This is a genomic window from Paraburkholderia sp. GAS448, assembly GCF_050435685.1.
In the GTDB taxonomy this organism is placed as follows: domain Bacteria; phylum Pseudomonadota; class Gammaproteobacteria; order Burkholderiales; family Burkholderiaceae; genus Paraburkholderia.
In genome coordinates, this window is the sequence record NZ_JBNDKT010000018.1 from 54,412 (window position 1) to 74,416 (window position 20,005).

15 protein-coding genes are annotated in these 20,005 nt (G+C 62.8%); 7 read left to right on the forward strand and 8 right to left on the reverse strand.

The features are described from left to right. Nucleotides 1-676 precede the first annotated feature (676 nt). The 3 genes from P3T23_RS28190 to P3T23_RS28200 all read left to right on the forward strand — a co-directional run bounded on the left by P3T23_RS28190 (nucleotide 677) and on the right by P3T23_RS28200 (nucleotide 5,676). Nucleotides 677-2,329: an acetolactate synthase large subunit gene (locus tag P3T23_RS28190; RefSeq protein WP_429319379.1), complete on the forward strand. Its 1,653-nt coding sequence runs from the start codon at nucleotides 677-679 to the stop codon at nucleotides 2,327-2,329. Between the two features lie 77 nt (nucleotides 2,330-2,406). Further along, nucleotides 2,407-3,843: an aldehyde dehydrogenase family protein gene (locus P3T23_RS28195; protein ID WP_429319380.1), complete on the forward strand. Its 1,437-nt coding sequence runs from the start codon at nucleotides 2,407-2,409 to the stop codon at nucleotides 3,841-3,843. 375 nt (nucleotides 3,844-4,218) lie between these two features. Further along, complete coding sequence (locus P3T23_RS28200; RefSeq protein ID WP_429319381.1) at nucleotides 4,219-5,676, forward strand: DEAD/DEAH box helicase; 1,458 nt, start codon at nucleotides 4,219-4,221, stop codon at nucleotides 5,674-5,676. Nucleotides 5,677-5,780: 104 nt separating this feature from the next. Here P3T23_RS28200 and gluQRS read toward each other — a convergent pair whose 3' ends face one another. After that, nucleotides 5,781-6,689 carry a tRNA glutamyl-Q(34) synthetase GluQRS gene (gene gluQRS, locus P3T23_RS28205; protein WP_429319382.1) on the reverse strand — a complete coding sequence of 303 codons (909 nt, stop codon included), beginning with the start codon at nucleotides 6,687-6,689 and terminating at the stop codon, nucleotides 5,781-5,783. 88 nt (nucleotides 6,690-6,777) lie between these two features. Then, complete coding sequence (locus P3T23_RS28210; RefSeq protein WP_429319383.1) at nucleotides 6,778-7,641, reverse strand: sulfurtransferase; 864 nt, start codon at nucleotides 7,639-7,641, stop codon at nucleotides 6,778-6,780. Nucleotides 7,642-7,869: 228 nt separating this feature from the next. Here P3T23_RS28210 and dnaE point away from each other — a divergent pair, with 228 nt between their 5' ends. The 3 genes from dnaE to P3T23_RS28225 all read left to right on the forward strand — a co-directional run bounded on the left by dnaE (nucleotide 7,870) and on the right by P3T23_RS28225 (nucleotide 14,233). Beyond that, nucleotides 7,870-11,442 (forward strand): DNA polymerase III subunit alpha, encoded by a 3,573-nt coding sequence (gene dnaE, locus P3T23_RS28215; protein WP_429319384.1) that lies wholly within the window; start codon nucleotides 7,870-7,872, stop codon nucleotides 11,440-11,442. A gap of 10 nt (nucleotides 11,443-11,452) precedes the next feature. Continuing rightward, on the forward strand, nucleotides 11,453-12,649 hold the full coding sequence (locus P3T23_RS28220; protein ID WP_429319385.1) for a glycosyltransferase family 9 protein: 1,197 nt from the start codon (nucleotides 11,453-11,455) through the stop codon (nucleotides 12,647-12,649). A 312-nt stretch (nucleotides 12,650-12,961) separates the two neighbouring features. Beyond that, entirely contained in the window at nucleotides 12,962-14,233 is a 1,272-nt protein-coding gene (locus P3T23_RS28225; RefSeq protein ID WP_429319386.1) for an O-antigen ligase family protein, read from the forward strand. A gap of 181 nt (nucleotides 14,234-14,414) precedes the next feature. Here the strand turns inward: P3T23_RS28225 and P3T23_RS28230 are convergent, their stop codons facing one another. Further along, the gene (locus P3T23_RS28230; protein WP_429319387.1) at nucleotides 14,415-15,257 is read right to left on the reverse strand and encodes a glycosyltransferase family 2 protein; all 843 of its coding nucleotides are present in this window, start codon (nucleotides 15,255-15,257) and stop codon (nucleotides 14,415-14,417) included. A 105-nt stretch (nucleotides 15,258-15,362) separates the two neighbouring features. Beyond that, nucleotides 15,363-16,151, reverse strand: a complete 789-nt coding sequence (locus P3T23_RS28235; protein WP_429319388.1) for a glycosyltransferase family 2 protein — start codon at nucleotides 16,149-16,151, stop codon at nucleotides 15,363-15,365. 324 nt (nucleotides 16,152-16,475) lie between these two features. Here P3T23_RS28235 and msbA point away from each other — a divergent pair, with 324 nt between their 5' ends. Continuing rightward, nucleotides 16,476-18,257 carry a lipid A export permease/ATP-binding protein MsbA gene (gene msbA, locus P3T23_RS28240; RefSeq protein ID WP_429319389.1) on the forward strand — a complete coding sequence of 594 codons (1,782 nt, stop codon included), beginning with the start codon at nucleotides 16,476-16,478 and terminating at the stop codon, nucleotides 18,255-18,257. A gap of 26 nt (nucleotides 18,258-18,283) precedes the next feature. Here msbA and P3T23_RS28245 read toward each other — a convergent pair whose 3' ends face one another. From P3T23_RS28245 to P3T23_RS28260, 4 genes are all read right to left on the reverse strand, one after another. After that, on the reverse strand, nucleotides 18,284-18,598 hold the full coding sequence (locus tag P3T23_RS28245) for a hypothetical protein (RefSeq protein ID WP_429319390.1): 315 nt from the start codon (nucleotides 18,596-18,598) through the stop codon (nucleotides 18,284-18,286). A 104-nt stretch (nucleotides 18,599-18,702) separates the two neighbouring features. Continuing rightward, complete coding sequence (locus P3T23_RS28250; protein WP_166656095.1) at nucleotides 18,703-18,861, reverse strand: hypothetical protein; 159 nt, start codon at nucleotides 18,859-18,861, stop codon at nucleotides 18,703-18,705. A 64-nt stretch (nucleotides 18,862-18,925) separates the two neighbouring features. Continuing rightward, nucleotides 18,926-19,480 carry an ester cyclase gene (locus P3T23_RS28255; protein ID WP_429319391.1) on the reverse strand — a complete coding sequence of 185 codons (555 nt, stop codon included), beginning with the start codon at nucleotides 19,478-19,480 and terminating at the stop codon, nucleotides 18,926-18,928. 167 nt (nucleotides 19,481-19,647) lie between these two features. Further along, nucleotides 19,648-19,905 (reverse strand): hypothetical protein, encoded by a 258-nt coding sequence (locus tag P3T23_RS28260; RefSeq protein WP_429319392.1) that lies wholly within the window; start codon nucleotides 19,903-19,905, stop codon nucleotides 19,648-19,650. Nucleotides 19,906-20,005 lie beyond the last annotated feature (100 nt).

Consider the following 20,005-nt stretch of genomic DNA (forward strand, 5'->3'; position numbering starts at 1 on the left):
AACACATTCTCCGAGACCGGCGGTAGTTCGTCATTGCACTCAAAGAACGAAATGTCTACTGCAATGAGCAGGCATGTCAGCATCGGTACACGACTTCAGCAATGGCCGATCGGGCTAAGCGGCTCGCGCGATAAGGGGCTGCAGCGACTGGGCGTCCTGCCTGCTCATTCACCCAGCCGTATCAACCTTCCCCGATATGGCAGTCAGGTCGGACTGCGCGCAATTTTTTCGTGGCTTGCCCGGCGTTCACTCACGTGGCGGCCTGCACACTCGCGCGGTCACCGTATTTCGTGACACGCTTCACTGAAGGCTTCAACCGCTGCGTTACGTCCACGATTGCTCCTTATAGGTTGCTTCCGGCCGAAGCGGTTGCCGCGCGGGGCTCACACCCGCTGGGAAAGCGCCGCCTTTGCACCGCGCACGCCATAGTGGGGCCAGTGGGTACGCGCCACCGTACCGCCGATGGATCGAGCCGCCTGTGTGGCCCATGAGGGCAGCGGAGACAGGCTCAAGGATGTCACAGTCACGGGACGCAGCCGCGAACAAGTGGCGGAAGCCATAGGGTGTTATTGTAGCCGGTGTGTAGCATCCACAAGGCACACGAGTAGCCGCAGAGCCTTTACTGACGGGCGTTTCAGGCTCTGGTAAGGCGCTCGAACCGACAGGAGCACTCTCAATGAAAGCTTCGGATCTGTTCGTCAAGTCGCTGGAAGCAGAAGGTGTCGAATATGTGTTCGGCATTCCCGGCGAAGAAAATCTCGATCTCCTCGAATCGCTGCGCCGCTCGAAAGTCAGGCTGATCCTGACGCGTCACGAACAGGCGGCCGGTTTTATGGCGGCCACGTATGGGCGCCTCACAGGACGCACCGGCGTCTGTCTGGCGACGCTTGGCCCGGGCGCCACCAACTTCGTCACCGCCGCCGCGTATTCGCAGCTCGGCGGCATGCCGATGCTGATGGTGACCGGCCAGAAGCCGATCAAGTCGAGCAAGCAGGGGCACTTCCAGATCGTCGACGTCGTGCGGATGATGGAGCCGCTCACGAAGTACACGCGACAGATCGTGTCGATTGCCAACATTCCGGCGTCGGTGCGCGAAGCGTTCCGCCAGGCCGAGGAAGAGCGGCCTGGCGCGACGCACCTCGAACTGCCCGAAGACGTCGCGCACGAAGAGGGCGACGGCAAGCCGATTCCGAAAAGCTACAGCCGGCGTCCGGTCGCCGAAGAAAAGGCGGTTGCGCGCGCGGTCGACGCGATCACGAAGGCGAAGCATCCGCTTCTGATGATCGGTGCGGGCGGTAACCGCAAAACGACGACGCGCATGCTGCGCGAATTTGTCGACCAGATCGGCATTCCCTTCTTCACGACGCAGATGGGCAAGGGCGTGATCGACGAATCGCATCCGATGTGGCTCGGCAACGCGACGCTTTCCGATGGCGACTTCGTGCATCGCGCGATCGAGCACGCCGATTGCATCATCAATGTCGGCCACGACGTGATCGAGAAGCCGCCGTTCTTCATGCGCAGCGCCGACGCAGGCGAGAAGACCGTGATCCACGTGAATTTCCTCGGCGCGGAAGTGGATACGGTTTACTTCCCGCAGATCGAAGTGGTCGGCGATATCGCGAACGCGGTGTGGCAACTGAAGGAAAGCCTGAAGGCGCGCCAGGAGCACTGGGACTTCACGCGTTTCAAGGAGATCAAGGCGCATTTCGAAGCGCATCTCGTGAAAGGGCAACTCGACGACCGCTTCCCGATGTATCCCGTGCGCATCGTCAACGACGTGTACGAGACGACGCCCGTCGACGGCATCGTCTGTCTCGACAACGGCATGTACAAGATCTGGTTCGCGCGCTATTACCGCGCGCACGAACCGAATTCGCTGCTGCTCGACAACGCGCTTGCTTCAATGGGCGCGGGGCTGCCGTCAGCGATCGCGACGAAGATCGTGCATCCGGACCGCAAGGTGATGGCCGTATGCGGCGACGGCGGCTTCATGATGAATTCGCAGGAACTGGAGACGGCGGTGCGTCTCAAACTCGATCTGGTCGTGCTGATACTGCGCGACGACGCGTTCGGCATGATCCGCTGGAAGCAGGAAAACATGAACTTCCCCGACTACGGGATGACCTTGCGCAACCCGGATTTCGTCGACTACGCGAAGAGCTATGGCGCGCAAGGCCACCGGATCACGTCGGCGGCGGAATTCGCGCCGCTGTTGCGCGAGTGCTTCGCGACGCCGGGTGTGCACGTGATCGATCTGCCGATCGATTACTCGGACAACGAGCGGGTTCTGAACCGGGAGATCAAACGGTTGAGCGCCCAGCTCTGAGGTCGCAGCGGTTCTGTTCAGATCGCGCGGCGAGCGTGCAGGTCGCACCTGTCGCTGCGCTTCAAGGAGAACGTGTCATGCTGAGGAATTCTTACCCGTACTACCTCGCCAACGAGCCGGTTGCGGCAAACACCGATCTCGAAGTCACCGATAAATTCAGCGGCGAAGTGGCGACGCGCGTCGCGCTTGCCGACGCGAAGGCCATCGACCGCGCGATCGGCGCGGCCGTCGACGCGCTGCCGGCCCTGCGCGACTATCCGCCTTTCAAGCGCCAGGCCGTGCTCGAACATTGCGTGAAGCGTTTTCGCGAACGCTACGACGAACTGGCGATGGCGCTGTGCATCGAGGCCGGCAAACCGATCAACGATTCGCGCGGCGAAGTCACGCGGCTGATCGATACATTCAAGGTGGCGGCGGAAGAGTCGGTGCGCATCGACGGTGAGATCGTCAACCTGGAGATTTCCGCGCGGGCGAAGGGCTACCACGGTTATGTAAAGCGCGTGCCGATCGGGCCGTGCTCGTTCATCTCGCCGTTCAACTTTCCGCTCAATCTGGCTGCACACAAGGTGGCGCCGGGTCTTGCAGCGGGGGTGCCGTTCGTGCTGAAGCCCGCCAGCCGCACGCCGGTCGGCGCGCTGATCATCGGCGAGATTCTCGCGGAAACGGACCTGCCGAAGGGCGCGTTCTCGATCCTGCCTGCACACCGCGACGGCGCCGATCTGTTCACCACCGACGAGCGCTTCAAGCTGCTTTCATTCACCGGCTCGCCCGCGGTCGGCTGGGACCTGAAGAAAAAGGCCGGCAAGAAAAAGGTCATTCTGGAACTAGGCGGCAACGCGGCGGCGATCGTCGACGGCGACCAGCAAAACAAGCTCGACTACGTCGTTGACCGCCTCGCGTTCGGCGCGTTCTATCAGTCGGGGCAGAGCTGCATTGGCGTGCAGCGGATCCTGATCCACTCGAGCCTCTATGACGCGCTGCGCGACAGGCTGATCGCAAAAACAAAGTCGCTGAAAATGGGCGACCCGAAGGACGAGGCGACCTTTGTCGGTCCGATGATCTCCGAATCGGAATCGAACCGGCTCGCCGGCTGGATGGAAACCGCGGTCGAGGCGGGCGCGAAGATCGTCGCGGGCGGCAAGGTGGACGGCGCGATGTTCGAGGCGACGCTGCTGGAGAACGTCGGGCGCGACACCGACCTGTATCGGAAGGAAGCGTTCGGGCCGGTGGCGATCCTCGAGAAGTTCGACGATTTCAGGAGCGCGCTCGCGACCGTCAACGACAGCGACTTCGGCCTGCAGGCAGGCATCTTTACGGATTCGCTGGCGCATGCGCATCAGGCGTGGGACGAACTGGAAGTGGGCGGCGTGGTGATAAACGATGTGCCGTCGTTCCGTGTCGACAACATGCCGTACGGCGGCGTGAAGGACTCCGGGCTGGGCCGCGAAGGTATCCGCTACGCGATCGAGGATATGACTGAACTTCGGCTGATGGTGATGCGCGAAACCTGGTGACGGGGGTGCAGGGTGGCTGCGCAGCCCGTTTCCATGCTGCTTTTAGCGGCTGGAAGCGCGGCTGGAAGCGCCGTCACGCGAATGTCGTCTACATGTCGTACGCTGCCTGGGGCCAAATCCGCCGCGCGACCGGAAAGCCGGTCGCGCGGGGCTGGAGCAGAAAGCGGATGCGTGCGCCATGAGCGTTTTTGCTGAAGTGCTACAATACCGCCCTTTCCGGCGGATGTTTCCGTCGGCCGGAGCCGGCTGCATTCTTTCCCATAGTTCATTCGGGTCCCGTGCGGCACGCCGTGGCTCCGCCTTCATCCTGATGCCCTCCGCGGCCTTGTCCGCTGCCACGCGTACCGCGCAGGCGCATTTTTAGCGAAAGCCACCATGTCCGACACAGCCGTCACGCCCAGCACCGATACACCGACCTTCGACCAGTTCGGCCTTTCCGCCGACATTCTGAGGGCTGTCACGGACTCGGGCTACACGACGCCGACGCCGATCCAGGCCCAGGCCATCCCCGTCGTCCTCGCCGGCCGCGACGTCATGGGCGCCGCCCAGACCGGCACCGGCAAGACCGCCAGTTTTTCGCTGCCGATCATCCAGCGGCTGTTGCCGCAGGCCAGCACGAGCGCCTCGCCCGCGCGACACCCGGTGCGCGCGCTGATCCTCACGCCCACGCGCGAACTCGCCGACCAGGTCGCCGCAAACGTGCAGGCGTACGCGAAGCACACGCCGCTGCGTAGCGCGGTGGTATTTGGCGGTGTCGACATGAATCCGCAGTCCGCCGAATTGCGGCGCGGCGTGGAAATCCTGATCGCGACGCCGGGGCGCCTGCTCGACCACGTGCAGCAAAAGACGGCGAATCTCGGCCAGGTGCAGATTCTCGTGCTCGACGAAGCCGACCGGATGCTCGACATGGGCTTCCTGCCGGACCTGCAGCGCATCCTGAACCTGCTGCCGAAGGAGCGTCAGACGCTGCTTTTCTCGGCGACGTTCTCCGGCGAAATCAAGAAACTGGCGGCGACCTATCTGCGCAATCCGCAGACGATCGAAGTCGCGCGCAGCAATTCGACCGCGACGAACGTCACGCAGATCGTCTACGAGGTCGCGGAAGGGGACAAGACCGGCGCGGTCGTGCAACTGATCCGCGAGCGCAGCCTCAAGCAGGTAATCGTGTTCTGCAACAGCAAGATCGGCGCGAGCCGTCTTGCGCGGCAGCTCGAGCGCGACGGCGTGGTGGCCACGGCCATTCATGGCGACCGGACGCAGAACGAGCGGATGCAGGCGCTCGACGCGTTCAAGCGCGGCGAGATCGAGGCACTGGTCGCGACCGATGTGGCGGCGCGCGGTCTGGATATCGTGGAACTGCCCGCGGTGATCAACTTCGATCTGCCGTTTAGCGCGGAAGACTATGTGCACCGGATCGGCCGGACGGGCCGCGCAGGCGCGTCGGGTGATGCACTCTCGCTGTGCAGCCCGAACGAGCGCAAGCAGCTTGCCGACATCGAGAAGCTGATCAAGCGTCCGCTCGATGTGCAGCGTCTGACTGTCGATGTGCCGGTGCGTCATCACCACGAAGAACGCGCTGGCCGGCGTGAGCGCGATGAGCGTCCGGGGCGTCGTCGCCCGACGGGTGGGTCGTCGTTCGATCGGCCGCATCATCATCGTCACGCGCAGCCGCCTGTCGACGATTTCTTCCTCAAGCCTTACGAGCCGTCGCTTTCCTCGAAGAAGCAGGAAGACGAAGCGGCCGCCGCTCCGCAGAAACCGGCTCCGAGGCAACCGCTTGCCGCGCTGCTCGGCGGCTTCGGTATGCCGCGCAAGACGCCTACCTCTTCCTGATCGTCTTCGCTGCTGTGTTCGCCTCTCTCCGGCTTGCTGCCTGAGAGGGGGCCTGGCAGCGGCGCACGTTTATCTTCCGTTCGCCGCCATCGCGGCCCAATGGGCTACTGGTGCCCGCGATTTTCGATCTGCGCCATGCGCCGGGACCATGCCATCGTGGCGGCCGCGTAAAAAGCGTCCAGCGATCCGCTGATGCTTGAGCCCAGGTCAAGTTCCAGATGCGCGGCCGCGGCGTGAAGCGTCCTTAACGGCGCTGAGTGATCGAGCGCGGTTGCTCCAGTCTGCTTGCTGAGTTTTTCGCCTGCATCGTTCGTGACCACCGGGACGTGCAGATATGACGGCGTCGGCACATCGAGGCAACGCTGCAGATAGATCTGCCGCGCGGTCGAATCGAGCAGGTCCGCGCCGCGCACAACGTGCGTAATGCCCGCATCCGCATCATCGACCACCACCGCCAGCTGGTAGGCCCATTGGCCATCCGCGCGCTTCAGTACGAAGTCGCCGACTTCCGTGGCCAGATCCTGTGTCGGCTGTCCCTGCCAGCCATCCTCGAACGTGATCACGGCCGCGTCGCCGTCCGGAATCCGCAGACGCCACGCGCGTGCAGGTTTGCCATGCAGGCCGCCACGACAAGTGCCTGGGTAGGCGAGGGTCGTGTTGCGTTCGTGTGCCTGCAGCAGTGAATCGGCGATTTCCTTGCGCGTGCAGCCGCACGGATAGATCAATCCGTTGGCCTCGAGTTGTTCGAACGCCCGCTGATACGGGTCGGTGCGCCGGCTTTGCCACACCGGCGGTTCGTCGGGGTTCATGCCGAAACGCACGAGTGTCGCGAGAATATCCTCGGCGGCGCCGGCGACCGTGCGTGGCCCGTCGATGTCTTCGATGCGCACCAGCCATGCGCCGCCATGTGCGCGCGCATCCAGCCAGCTCGCGAGCGCGCTGACGAGCGAGCCGAAATGCAGCGGTCCGGTAGGCGACGGCGCGAAGCGTCCGCGATAGGTCGACACGGTCATGGGCAAGGCGTCTGGCGAGCGCCTGCTATGCCGGCCGCGATGTCGGGTTGCGCGTGCGACCGTTCAGATTCGAAACCGGGCGCTGCCATCACGCGGCGTATGCGCCGTCCTTTTGCGGATGGCATTCAGGACAGGTCTTGCCCGGCGTGTACAGCGGCGACTTTTGCGCCTCTGCATCCACCACCGCGCGGCAGCCGAAACATTGCACTGTCGAAGTCGGCTCCAGTTGCGGGTTCAGTGCGGTCCGGTAGTCGAACACGAAGCAGTCGCCTTGATAGTGCGCGCCCCCCACTTCCTCGAAATACTTCAGGATGCCGCCTTCGAGCTGGTAGACGTTCTCGATGCCGACTTCCTTCATATGGATTGCCGCCTTCTCGCAACGAATCCCGCCCGTGCAGAACGAGACGACCGTCTTGCCCTCGAGATCCGAGCGGTTTTGCTCGATGACCTCGGGAAATTCGCTGAACTTCGCGATCCGGTAGTCCAGCGCGTGCTCGAAAGTGCCGACGTCTACCTCGAACGCATTGCGCGTATCGAGCATCACGACGGGGCGCCCTTCATCGTCGTGACCGCGGTCGAGCCATGTTTTCAGCGTCGGTGCATCGACGAACGGAGCGCGGCCCAGTTCCGGGCGGATGGCCGGCTTTTTCATCGTGATGATCTCGCGCTTCAGCTTGACGAGCATGCGACGGAATGGCTGCTTTTCCGAGAAGCTTTCCTTGAACTGAAGGCCCGCAAATTTTCCTTCGAAGAGCGGATCGTGGCGAATGTAATCGATGAAATCACGCGCGGCTTCGGGGGTGCCGGCGACGAACAGGTTGATGCCCTCCGGCGCGAGCAGGATGGTGCCGCGCAGGCCGAGCGCGTGGCAGCGTTCGGTGACGAGCGGGCGCCACTCGACGATGGCTTCGAGGGTCGCGAATTGATAGGCGGCGAGGTTGACGATACTCATGATGGTCCAGCAGCAAGAGGTGGCGGGCGGCGCGAAATCGCGCCCTGGCAGCGCGCTGGCGCGCGGTGCGGCCACGACAGAATGGTTCAAAGCCGTATTATCCCTCATCCCGCCGATATCCCCGCAGTCGGCCGGCTGGCATACGATTGCGGCAACCGGCGCAGACGCTCCTGGCCGAATGGCTAACGCTTTGCTTTCGGCGCAAATCTTCGGGAGGGTGGAGTTACAATGTCGCCCATGTCAGATCCCCGCTTCGTTCATCTTCGCGTCCACTCCGAATTCTCGATTGCCGATGGCATCGTGCGCCTTGACGACATCGTCAAGGCCGCCGCCAAAGACGGTCAGGGCGCGCTCGCACTCACCGACCTCGGCAACGCGTTCGGTCTCGTCCGTTTCTACAAGGAAGCTCGCGGCAAAGGGGTCAAACCCATCGCCGGCTGCGACGTCTGGATCACGAATCCCGATGATCGCGACAAGCCTTCGCGGCTCTTGCTGCTGGTCAAAGACCGGCGCGGCTACCTGAATCTGTGCGAGCTACTGACGAAGGCGTGGCTCACGAATCAATATCGCGGCCGTGCGGAAGTCGAGATCGGCTGGCTCGAAGCGGGTCTTGGCGAAGGTCTGCTCGCGCTCTCTGGTGCGCAACAGGGCGACGTCGGCATGGCGCTGGCCGCCGGCAATGAAGAGGCCGCAAGGCGCAATGCGCAGCGCTGGGCCGCGCTGTTTCCCAATGGTTTCTATATCGAGTTGCAGCGTTGCGGGCAGCCGGGTGGCGAAGCCTACGTCCAGCAGGCCGTCGCGCTGGCCGCTGCGCTGAAACTGCCGGTCGTCGCCACGCATCCGCTGCAGTTCATGACGCCGGACGACTTTACCGCGCACGAAGCGCGAGTGTGTATCTCAGAAGGGGATATTCTCGCGAATCCCCGTCGCCAGAAGCGTTTCACGACCGATCAGTATTTCCAGTCGCAGGACCAGATGGCGGCGCTTTTTGCTGACATTCCGTCGGCGCTGGCCAACACGGTCGAGATCGCCAAACGCTGCAACCTCACGCTCGAACTCGGCAAGCCGAAGCTGCCGCTCTTCCCGACGCCCGACGGCATGTCGCTCGATGACTACCTCGTGCAGCTGTCGAAGGAAGGGCTGGAGAAGCGGCTCGACCAGCTGTATCCGGACCAGGCCGAACGCGACGCGCAGCGCGAAACGTATTACCAGCGGCTCGAATTCGAGTGCGGCACGATCATCAAGATGGGCTTTCCGGGCTACTTCCTGATCGTTGCGGACTTTATCAACTGGGCCAAGAACAATGGCGTGCCGGTAGGGCCGGGCCGGGGCTCGGGTGCGGGTTCGCTCGTCGCCTACGCACTCGGCGTGACCGACCTCGATCCGCTGCGCTACAACCTGCTGTTCGAACGTTTCCTGAATCCGGAGCGGGTGTCGATGCCCGACTTCGATATCGACTTCTGTCAGGAAGGGCGCGACCGCGTCATTCAGTACGTGAAGCAGAAGTACGGCGCGGACGCCGTTTCGCAGATCGCGACCTTCGGCACGATGGCGGCGAAGGCCGCGGTGCGCGACATCGGTCGTGTGCTCGATCTGGGCTACATGTTCACGGATGGCATCGCGAAGCTGATTCCGTTCAAGCCCGGCAAGCACGTGACCATTGCCGACGCGATGAAGGAAGAGCCGCTTCTGCAGGAGCGCTTTGACAACGAAGACGAAGTCCATCAGTTGCTCGAACTCGCGCAGCGTGTCGAAGGGCTGACGCGTAACGTCGGCATGCACGCGGGCGGCGTGTTGATCGCGCCCGGCAAGCTGACCGATTTTTGCCCGCTCTACACGCAGGGCGACGATAGCGGCGTCGTGAGCCAGTACGACAAGGACGACGTCGAAGCCGTCGGCCTCGTGAAGTTCGACTTTCTGGGCCTGACCACGCTGACGATCCTCGACTGGGCCGAGCGTTATATTCGCCGCCTCGATCCGTCGAAGAAAGACTGGTCGCTCGCCCAGGTGCCGCTCGACGACCCCGCGTCGTTCTCGATTCTCAAGAAAGCGAATACGGTCGCCGTGTTCCAGCTGGAAAGCCGCGGCATGCAGGGCATGCTGAAGGACGCGCAGCCTGACCGTTTCGAGGACATCATCGCGCTCGTGGCGCTGTACCGCCCGGGCCCGATGGACCTGATTCCGAGCTTCTGCGCGCGTAAGCACGGCCGCGAAGTGGTGGACTATCCGGATCCGCGCGTCGAGCCCATCCTGAAAGAGACCTACGGCATCATGGTCTATCAGGAGCAGGTGATGCAGATGGCGCAGATCATCGGCGGATACTCGCTCGGTGGCGCCGACCTGCTGCGCCGCGCGATGGGCAAGAAGAAGGCCGAGGAAATGGCCGAGCACCGCGCGTTGTTTCGCGAAGGCGCGGCGAAGAACGGCCTGACCGCCGAAAAGGCCGACGAAATCTTCGACTTGATGGAGAAGTTCGCGGGCTACGGCTTCAACAAGTCGCACGCCGCGGCCTACGCGCTGCTCGCGTACTTTACCGCCTGGCTGAAGGCGCATCATCCGGCTGAATTCATGGCAGCGAATATGTCGCTCGCCATGGATGACACCGACAAGGTCAAGATCCTGTTCGAAGACTGCATCACGAACGGGATGAAAGTGTTGCCGCCGGACGTCAACCAGTCGGCATATCGCTTCGAGCCTGTCGCCGAAGCCGACGGCAAGCGATCGAAAACGATCCGCTATGGTCTCGGCGCGATCAAGGGCAGTGGCCAGAACGCGATCGAGGAAATTCTCCGCGCACGCGAAGAGGGCCCCTTCATTGACATCTTCGACTTCTGCAACCGCATCGATCGCCGGGTTGTGAACCGTCGGACCATCGAGGCGCTGATTCGCGCGGGCGCGTTTGATCAATTGCACGAGAATCGCGCGCAATTGATTGCGTCCGTTTCGCTCGCGATGGAAGCAGCCGATCAGGCCAGCGCCAATGCGTTGCAGGCGGGCCTCTTCGACATGGGCGATGAGCCGTCGCAAGGCCACGAACTCGTCGATGAACCGGCATGGCCGGAAAAGAAGAAGCTTCAGGAAGAGAAAGCCGCACTTGGTTTTTACCTGTCCGGGCATCTGTTCGACGCGTACAAGGGCGAAGTGCGCCGCTTCGTTCGCCAGAAGATCGGCGAACTGAAGGAGGGGCGCGACAAGCTGGTTGCGGGCGTGATCGCGTCGCTGCGCACGCAGATGACCCAGCGCGGCAAGATGCTGATCGCGTTGCTCGACGACGGTACAGGGCAGTGCGAAGTCACCGTTTTCAACGAGCAGTTCGAGGCCCACAAGCAGCTCTTCAAGGAAGATGAGCTTCTCGTCGTGCAAGGGCAGGCGCGTAACGACGCGTTCACGGGCGGGATCCGCTTCACCGTCGATACGGTCATGGACCTCGAACGCGCACGCAGTCGCTACGCACAGGCTGTCAAGGTGCAGATGAACGGCAATGCCGATGCGCAGGCGTTGCGTCGCGTGCTCGAGGCGCATTGCGCCGGTCCGCAGGAGACGGCGCAGGCTGCGCCCGCACCGGCCCCTTCGCGCGGCGGTGGAGGACGCGGCGGCAATGGCGGTTATGGTGGCGATGGCGGCCGGCAGCGTGCGCCCGTGCAGATACCGAATGGTCTTGCGGTGCAGATCATCTATCGCAGCGAACATGCGGAAGGCGAGGTGCGGCTCGGCGACCAGTGGCGCGTAAAACCGACCGACGAATTGCTGAACGCATTGCGCGGCGAGTTCGCGGGAAGCGCGATTGAGATCGTTTATTGAGTCCCCGACCGTGGCTGCATTATTTCCGTCTTCCCGTCCGCCGCGCAGCATCCTCGTCGTCTGCACCCGACGTATCGGCGACGTGCTGCTCACGACGCCGTTCGTCCGGTCACTGAAGGCTCAATGGCCCGATACTCCGATCGACATGCTCGTGTTCCGCGGCACCGAAGGGATACTCGAACACAACCCTGACGTGCGCCGCGTGATCGTCGTCGCACAGCGCGCCGGGCTGCGGGAACGGATTGCCGATGCGGTGAAGATCTGGCGCCGCTACGATCTCGCTTGCGCCGCCGTCAGTTCAGATCGTCCGCGGTTTTATTGCTGGTTCGCGGGCAGGAAGCGCATCGGGCTCGTCGATCCCAACCGCGTCACACTGCTGACCCGGCTGATGCTGCACGGCATTGCCATCAATCATCACGAGTCGGTCCATACGGTCAACAGCAGCCTCGCGTTGACGCCGCTTTTGGGGATCGAACCGCGCGCCGAGGTCGTTGCGCCCGGCATTGGCGACGACCCTGTGCGGCGCGCGGAATTCGATGCGCGCATTCACGCGCCGCCCGCCGTACTCCCCGGCCAGCCGTTCGTGGTGTTGCACCCGTACCCGATGTTTGCGTACAAGCGCTGGCACCTCGAAGGCTGGGTCGAGCTGATCGCCTGGCTGCGTTCGCAGGGTTTCGCGATTGCATTGAGCGGCGGCCCGGCTGCGGAGGAACGGGAGTACGCGGAGCGGGTCGCTGCCGCGGCTGGCGGCCCGGTGCTCAATATGGTCGGGCAACTGTCGCTTGGCGAAAGCGCGGAAATGATTCGGCAGGCCAGGCTTTACGTGGGGCCGGACACGGGCGCCACGCACATTGCCGCGGCCACCGGTACACCGACGATCGCATTATTCGGCCCGTCCGACCCGGTTCGCTGGGGGCCGTGGCCGTGCGGCTGGCCGGCCGGAGTCGATCCCTGGCCTTTGCGCGGGTCGGGTCGTCATAGCAATGTTTATCTGCTCCAGGGAGAGGGCGACTGTGTGCCGTGCCGGGGCGAAGGTTGCGAGGGGCATGTTGCAAGCCGCAGCGATTGCCTGGCCAATCTCCGCGCCAGCCGTGTTATCGGCGCAGCGGCCGAACTGCTCGGCTTGCCGGCTCCATCGGTCGCGAATCCGGCGGTTATCCAGTCGATCGTCGATACGTCGCTGCTAAGGCTGGGCGACGGCACGTAGGCTGTTGCTTTGACGAATCGGATGAGATTGCTGCCTTGACGAAGCGTTCGTTGCATTTCGCCGTGGTATGCGCCTCGTTGGCGAGAACTGGTTGTGGGTTTTTCCGGCAATCTGCTGTTGCATGAGCACCTTCCCTCCCACGTACCGACCCCATACAAATTCCCCTGGCGGCGTCGACCAGGAGAGGGACCCGCAGCCAGTTGATATACTTTGCACCTCGCTGGTCAGCAAACCGTCATACGAAAGTTATCGTGCGCCACGCGTGGCGCTTGCCCAGCCAACTTCTGCTTCACCGAACTACAGCGTTCTTACATGCATAACGTCTCACACCGATTGACCGCCTCGCGCATCTTCGCCGTTGTCGCACTGTGCCTGGTGCCGGTCTCGACCGCGCTCACCAACGTTGCCTGTGGCCTGTTTGTCGTCGCGTTGCTGAGCGCACCCGAATTCTGGCGCAATCTGCCGTCGATGTTTCGAAGCCGGACTGCGGTCTCCGCGCTGCTATTGCTCGCCGCGCTGATCGTAAGCGTTGTCTACACCGTCGCGCCGTATGGCGACGCGTGGTCGTGGATCGGCAAGTACGACAAGTTGCTGCTGTTGCCGCTCGCGATCGTCGCATTCAAGGATTCGGATTGGGCCGGCGTCGTGCGCTGGAGCTGGTTTGCGACCCTGTGCGTGATCTTGCTACTGTCGACGACGAACTATCTCGGACTGACCGCGATCGGACCTGCTCATGCATTTGAACTGCCGGTGTCGCGTGCGTGGGTGTTCAAGAACCACATTGCGGCGGGTCTGTTCGGCGCGCTGCTGTTCTATCAAGCCGCGGATCTCGCGATGGTTACGCGCCACAGCCGGGCGCGGATCGCGTTTGCGGCGATCGCAGTGCTCGCGTTGATCAACGTATTCGTGATGATGCAGGGCCGGACGGGCCAGGTGATCGCCTTGCTGTTCATGCTGGCCGTGGCGGTGCGATTCGCATGGCGTAAGCACGACCAGACGCCGCTGCGCGCGGGTTTGTCCGTCGGCGCGGTCCTCGCTGCTGCGGGCCTGCTTGTTGCGGTCGCCTGCACCATGCACGGAGGACGCTTGCTCCAGGTTGCAACTGAAGTGCACGAATACCAGCAAAGCGATGCGATCACTTCGACCGGGCTGCGACTCGAATGGTATAAAAAGAGCCTCGAATTGATCCGCGAACGTCCGCTGATCGGTTACGGGGCAGGTGGGCTCGGCGTCGAATTCAAAAAGTTGACCCAGGGCAAAACGGAGGCGGAAGGTCAGTTGACCCAGAATCCACACAACGAATATCTGCTGATGGCAGTGCAGTTGGGCGCCATCGGCGTTGCACTGTTCGTGAATCTGCTGATCCAGATTGGACGCGACGCGCGCGCGCTGGACCCACGTTCGCGTCAGTTGCTGTTGGCCTGGCTTGCCGCGTTCGCTATCGGCTGTCTCGCCAATTCGCTGCTGCTCGATTTCGCCGAAGGCCATCTGCTGGTACTGCTCGCGGGGATCCTGCTTGGCTGTGGCTATCGCACGCAGACTGTTGCCAGACACGACACATCAAGCGTAGCCACGGTGGGCTAGTGCGATCGAACGCGTGACGGACCTGTGCTGCGTCGTGTGCAGGTCAGATAAGGCTCGCGTCTTACGAACGAGCCTTCCTCGCAAGCCCGCTCCCCACTTGTGATCTCAAAGCACGGGAACGCAATTTACCCGTGCAGCGTCATACGTCTTTCGCAAGGGAGGGCGCCGGCGCGCCGCGCCGCTAACTGAACGCCCGTTTGATGCGGGACTTGAGGAGCGCGCGCCGCAATGCTCCGGTCGTTTCCGGCTCAGGCACATCAAGCCTCGCGCCAACCGGTTGCCCGCGGCGCAGATAGAAGCGATCGAACGTCGCCTGCGTCATTCCCCATTTGTTCAGGAACTGCCGGCGTCCGTTGTTTTTGACGATCTTGCCTGTACTTTTCTGCTGGAAGTGATAGACGAGGCTGTCGCCCACTCCGAGAAAGACTCGGCACCCGGCATCCCACATCTTCATCGAGAAGTCGTTGTCGCTGCTCATCCCGGGGCTGAGTTCGCTGCTGTAGCCGCCGACCTTGTTCCACCAGTCGCGATGGACCAGCGTCGGTGGCCAGGTGGCGCCGCGCCAGTCGGCGCGTTGGAGTTGTCGCGTGGCGGCGATCAGGTCGTCGGCCCGGAACGATTGGGCATCGCGGCCGAAGTCGCTCACGACGACGCACGGATTGCCTGTATCGACCGGCTCGATCATCGTTCCCGACAGCATGAACAGGTCGGACGGCATCTGCGGAATGCGTTGCGCGAGCGCGTCGTCCCAGCCGGGGCAACAGTACATGTCGTCGTTCATGTAGACGACGTAGTCGCGCGTCGCGCGTGCCGCCGCAAGATTGACCGCGTGGCAGATGCCGATATTGGCCGGCGAGGCCGTATGTTCGATTCCCTCATTGCGCACCCATGCGAGCGTACCGTCTGAGCCGTCGTTGACGTGGACGATGATCTGATGCTCGTGCGTCGAGTTTCGACGAATGCTCTCGACGACCCATTGCAGGTAGGCGAGATTGTTCCAGGTCGGAATGATGATTGAGAACATCGAGATCGGGGTTGGTTGTCGTTGACACGGCGCCCCTAAGGCGCCGGCAAAAAAACTGGCTGCATTGTACCGCCACCCGTCGCGCCGACGCAGACGCCGCGGCGCCTATTCGCCTTCGTGATGCCGATTGGCTGCATCGAGCTTCAGGAACCGGTAGTAGACCGTCTCCGCATTGAAGATCGCGATCATGAAACCCGTGCGGCCGTCCAGAAAGCCGCGCCGCAGCAGATAAGTGCGAATGAACGCCCACGCGCCGCGCCCGAGTGCCTTGCCAAAGCCGCCGCGCTTGCCGGCCGCGTGGCGCTGCTGGGCCCCGGCGCTCGAATAGGCATCGAGTTTGCGCAGCACGGTCTCGAAGTCCTCGTACGAGTAGTGCATCAGCTTGCCTTCGAGACGCGCGGCAGGCGTCTCGAAGACGAGACGTTCGTGTACGAGATCGTCCGAGAAGCGTGCGGCGCCGCGCTTGAAGAGGCGCGGCACCCAGTCGGGATACCAGCCGCTATGGCGGACCCACTGTCCGCAGAAGCTGGAAAGACGGTCGAGCGCGTAGACTTCGGCGCGTGGCGCGCGAATCGCGGCCTGGATCGACGCCGCCAGTTCCGGCGAGACTATCTCATCGGTATCGATCGACAGGATCCAGTCTGCCGACAGCGCCTCGACCGCCCGGTTCTTTTGCGGGCCGAAGCCCGGCCAGTCGGTGTGAACGATCACGCGCGCGCCGTGCGCCTGTGCGATCGATACCGTATCGTCGGTGCTGCCACCGTCGATGACAACGATGTCGTCGGCGAATGAAAGCGCCGCGAGGCATTGCGCGAGCCTTGCCGCCGCGTTGCGCGCAATGAGGGCAACGCCGACGGTGGGGGCGGCGGTGGAATCGATTGTCGAAGGCTGCACGTCGTGGTGTCGTCGCGTTTTAAAAGGGTGAGCGCGAGTATACCGGGCGTGGCAAGCCATGCCGGATTGCGCCCGGGCGGCGCTGGCGCGACCGAACCGAAATGCCGGCCCGTGAGGGGTGGGCGGTTATAATGTTCCGATTTTTCGCACCGCATGACTACTCCGTGAGAGCACTTCCTCGCCTCGTGACCAGATGCGGTGAGAAGGGGTGCCTCGGGGGTACCTCGGGGGCGCCTCGCGAAGCCGACGCGCGACGAGTCGATGCCTCATGGCTTGCCCAAAGTCGCCGCGCGTGCGGTGTCAATTGCAATCGAAGGGAATTTCTTGGAAACCCAAACAAGTTTGAATAAGCCGATCGGCGCTGAGCGCACATCGCCGTCTGCGGTGATGAAACGGCTTTGGCCGTATGTCCGGCCGCTCGTCTGGGTGGTGGTGCTCGCCATCTTCACCATGGGCGTCAGCGCTGCGACCGACGCCGGGATTCCGGCGCTCCTGAAACCTCTGCTCGACCACGGCTTCGGCGCAAACGCCAGCCGGCGGGCGGTCCTGTTCGTGCCTCTTGCGGTGATCGGCCTCGCGCTCGTGCGCGGCACCGCGCAATATGCGTCGCAGTACCTGCTTTCGTATGTGTCAAACCGCATCCTGTTGCAGTTGCGGCTCGATATGTTCAACCGGATGATCCATGCGAGTGCGTCGTTCTTCCAGCGCGAAACCGCCAGCACGGTCATCAACGCGATCGTGTTCGAGGTCAATCAGATCCTGAACGTGCTGATCGGCGTGATGGTGACGCTCGTGCGCGACTCGCTGACGGTCATTTTTCTGCTTGGCTATCTTTTCTACCTGAACTGGCGGCTTACGCTGATCGTCGCGGTGATCCTGCCCGGCATCGGTTGGCTCGTCAGCAAGATCAACCGGCGCTTGCGGCGGCTCGGCCGCGAGCAGCAACTGCTGACCAACGAGCTGTCATACATCGTCGAGGAGACCGTCGGCGGCTACAAGGTCGTCAAGGTGCACAACGGCGAGGCGTACGAGATCGGCCGTTTCAGCGAAATGAGCAAACGTCTGCGCGGCTATGCGATGCGTATGATCGTGGCCGGCGGTCTTGCGCAGCCGCTCACGCAGTTTCTTGCGTCGATCGCGCTCGCGATCGTCATCACGATCGCGGTCGTGCAATCGGCGCATGACCAGACGACGGTCGGTGGCTTTGTTGCGTTCGTCACGTCGATGCTGCTCGTCATTTCACCCCTCAAGCACCTGATCGACGTCAATCAGCCATTGCAGCGTGGGATGACCGCGTGCGAGTTGATCTTCGGTCTCATCGATGAGCCGGTCGAGCCGGAAGGCGGCGGACGCAAGCTCGAGCACGCACGCGGCGACATCGAGTTCCGCGACGTCTCGTTCACGTATGGCGCGGTCGATCGTCCGACGCTCGACCGCGTGTCGTTCACGGTCAGGCCCGGCGAGATGATCGCGCTCGCAGGACCGTCGGGCAGCGGCAAGACGACGCTCGTCAATTTGCTGCCACGCTTTTTCTCGCCGACGGGCGGGCAGATCCTGGTCGATGGCGTGTCGATCGAGGAATATGGCGTGCACGATCTGCGCAGCCAGATGGCGATGGTGAGCCAGGACGTCGTGCTGTTCAACGATACGATCGCCGCCAACGTCGCGTACGGCCATACGCCGGACCGGGCGCGCGTCGAAGCCGCGCTGCGCGCTGCGAACCTGTCAGATGCAGTGGCGGTGATGCCCGAGGGCATCGATACGCTGATCGGCGGCAACGGCATGCGCCTGTCGGGCGGGCAGCGGCAGCGTCTGGCGATTGCCCGCGCAATCTACAAGGATGCGCCGATCCTGATTCTCGACGAGGCGACATCGGCGCTCGATTCGGAATCGGAGCGCCACGTGCAGGCCGCGCTCGAGACGTTGATGAAGGGACGCACGACGCTCGTCATCGCGCACCGGCTGTCTACGATCGAGCGTGCGGACCGCATTCTCGTGATGGAAAGCGGGCGTATCGTCGAGCAGGGCAGCCACGAGGAACTGCTGCAAACTGACGGGCTCTACGCCCATCTGCACAAGATCCAGTACCAGCAGCAGGCGGCGTAGTACTCCGCACTCTGGCAGCCCTTTTCTTACGTACCTCCGGTCACGAGCGGGAGCACCGTCAAATCGGGATGCGTGCCGTCGATGATGCTGCGCCCAACGTGAACCCCTTCGTACAGCGCGTCATCCGCGCTCTTGAACGTCTCTTCTCCGTCCGCATGAAACGGCACGGAATGGCCGGGCAGCTTCGGGTCCGCGCCCGGGTGGCAGACGTAGCCGACATAGGTGAACCGGTCGCCGGGTTGGGGCGAGTGCTGCTCGGGCTGGCCCTTGACAGACGGGGCCACGTGGATTTCGAATCCTTCATATTCCACCAATTGCCACTGCGCCTGTTCGTCGGACATGTTCGTCTCCGTTCAAGCCGTTTCGTTTCGGATACTAGCTTCGTTTGACTGCCAACTGCTCCGTGGGCAATTTTCGCGCTGCGCGGTGCGATTTGGCGCGTCGTTCAATGCCGATGCCTCATGCGCTCCCAGAGACGGTGCCCGTCGAGCCGCTGAAGCAGCCGCTCTCTGGAATGCGCGCGCCGGTAGTGCGAACTCACGAGGATTGCGGCAACGATCAGTACGATCAAACCGACCACCGCGCTCACCATCGATTCAGCCATGGCGGCCTCCATCTATTTCACCTGCATACCAGGAATTCTAGGTGATCTGCAGGGAGAGGGGCCGCTACGGTTTCACGACGCCCAATTGCTTCAGCAGCGTCAGGTTGTCTTCCAGATGCCAGTTTTCGACGATCCGGCCGTCCCGCACGCGATACAGATCGAACGCCTGGAAATCGACGGTCTGTCCATCCCCCTTGATGTTCTGGAACTGACCCGTAAAGTGCCCGTGAAAATGCAGATGAACCGAGGCGCGGTCTCCGGCAACGACCATATCGCCGATTTCGGCGGTGAGGTCCGGCACGGCGGTGCGAAATCCTTTCGATGCCTGCAACGGGCCGTTGGGACCTTGCGGACGTCCGTCGGGGAGCGTGCGGTCGATAAAGTCGGGCGCCAACGCCTGCTTTGCATACGACTCGTCGCCTGTGTTCCAGAACGCGGCGTAGCGGCGCGCTGCCAGCGTCACCGCGGCACGTTCCGACGAGGTTTCGCCGACGCTCAGATGATGCGGCCGAGGCAGCGATTCGCTGGCGGCGTAGGCGGCCGGTGAAGTGGCCAGAGCGGCTGCTGCAGTGGCGGCGATGGCGGTAAGGCGGACGGCGGCGGACAGTGTTTTCAACATGACATTTCCAGTGAGAAAGCGTTGGGGTGAACCATGGACGCATTCTCTGCGGAAGTGCCGAATTTGATAATCGGGCTGTTTATTGAAGGATTTGCAAGATCGATTTGAAAATGCAGGGGGCAAAGGCCCCTGTTGCATCGGCTTCAGGACGTCCGCTGATTTGAGGCTTACACGCGACGGGCGAAGGCCTGGGGAGGGGCTGCGGTATCGCGCCGCCGCGAACCGGCGTCGAAGTCGTCCAGTTGAAGCAGCAGGCTATCCAGCGAACAGAGCTGCACCTTTGAAAGGTGCTCGACTTCAAGCAGCTGGTGGAGCCGCTTTCGCCAGTAGGTTGACGGCAGGATCGGCCCGCCGAGATCGCCGTGCAATGACGGCAACATCACGCGCGTGATGTGCGCGATGTCCTGGTCGATCAAGGTCATCATGATGCCCCCGTGACGTGCTGTGTGCTGGTCGTTGACCTGTTTTGCTCTTACGTCTGATGAATACTTTAGACTGATTTAAGTGAACTGCCAACCATGCAAT

Coding starts and splice junctions, on each gene's coding strand:
- P3T23_RS28190 (WP_429319379.1), top strand. CDS start 677: ATGAAAGCTTCGGATCTGTTCGTCAAGTCGCTGGAAGCAGAAGGTGTC.
- P3T23_RS28195 (WP_429319380.1), top strand. CDS start 2,407: ATGCTGAGGAATTCTTACCCGTACTACCTCGCCAACGAGCCGGTTGCG.
- P3T23_RS28200 (WP_429319381.1), top strand. CDS start 4,219: ATGTCCGACACAGCCGTCACGCCCAGCACCGATACACCGACCTTCGAC.
- gluQRS (WP_429319382.1), bottom strand. CDS start 6,689: ATGACCGTGTCGACCTATCGCGGACGCTTCGCGCCGTCGCCTACCGGA.
- P3T23_RS28210 (WP_429319383.1), bottom strand. CDS start 7,641: ATGAGTATCGTCAACCTCGCCGCCTATCAATTCGCGACCCTCGAAGCC.
- dnaE (WP_429319384.1), top strand. CDS start 7,870: ATGTCGCCCATGTCAGATCCCCGCTTCGTTCATCTTCGCGTCCACTCC.
- P3T23_RS28225 (WP_429319386.1), top strand. CDS start 12,962: ATGCATAACGTCTCACACCGATTGACCGCCTCGCGCATCTTCGCCGTT.
- P3T23_RS28230 (WP_429319387.1), bottom strand. CDS start 15,257: ATGTTCTCAATCATCATTCCGACCTGGAACAATCTCGCCTACCTGCAA.
- P3T23_RS28245 (WP_429319390.1), bottom strand. CDS start 18,598: ATGTCCGACGAACAGGCGCAGTGGCAATTGGTGGAATATGAAGGATTC.
- P3T23_RS28250 (WP_166656095.1), bottom strand. CDS start 18,861: ATGGCTGAATCGATGGTGAGCGCGGTGGTCGGTTTGATCGTACTGATC.
- P3T23_RS28255 (WP_429319391.1), bottom strand. CDS start 19,480: ATGTTGAAAACACTGTCCGCCGCCGTCCGCCTTACCGCCATCGCCGCC.
- P3T23_RS28260 (WP_429319392.1), bottom strand. CDS start 19,905: ATGATGACCTTGATCGACCAGGACATCGCGCACATCACGCGCGTGATG.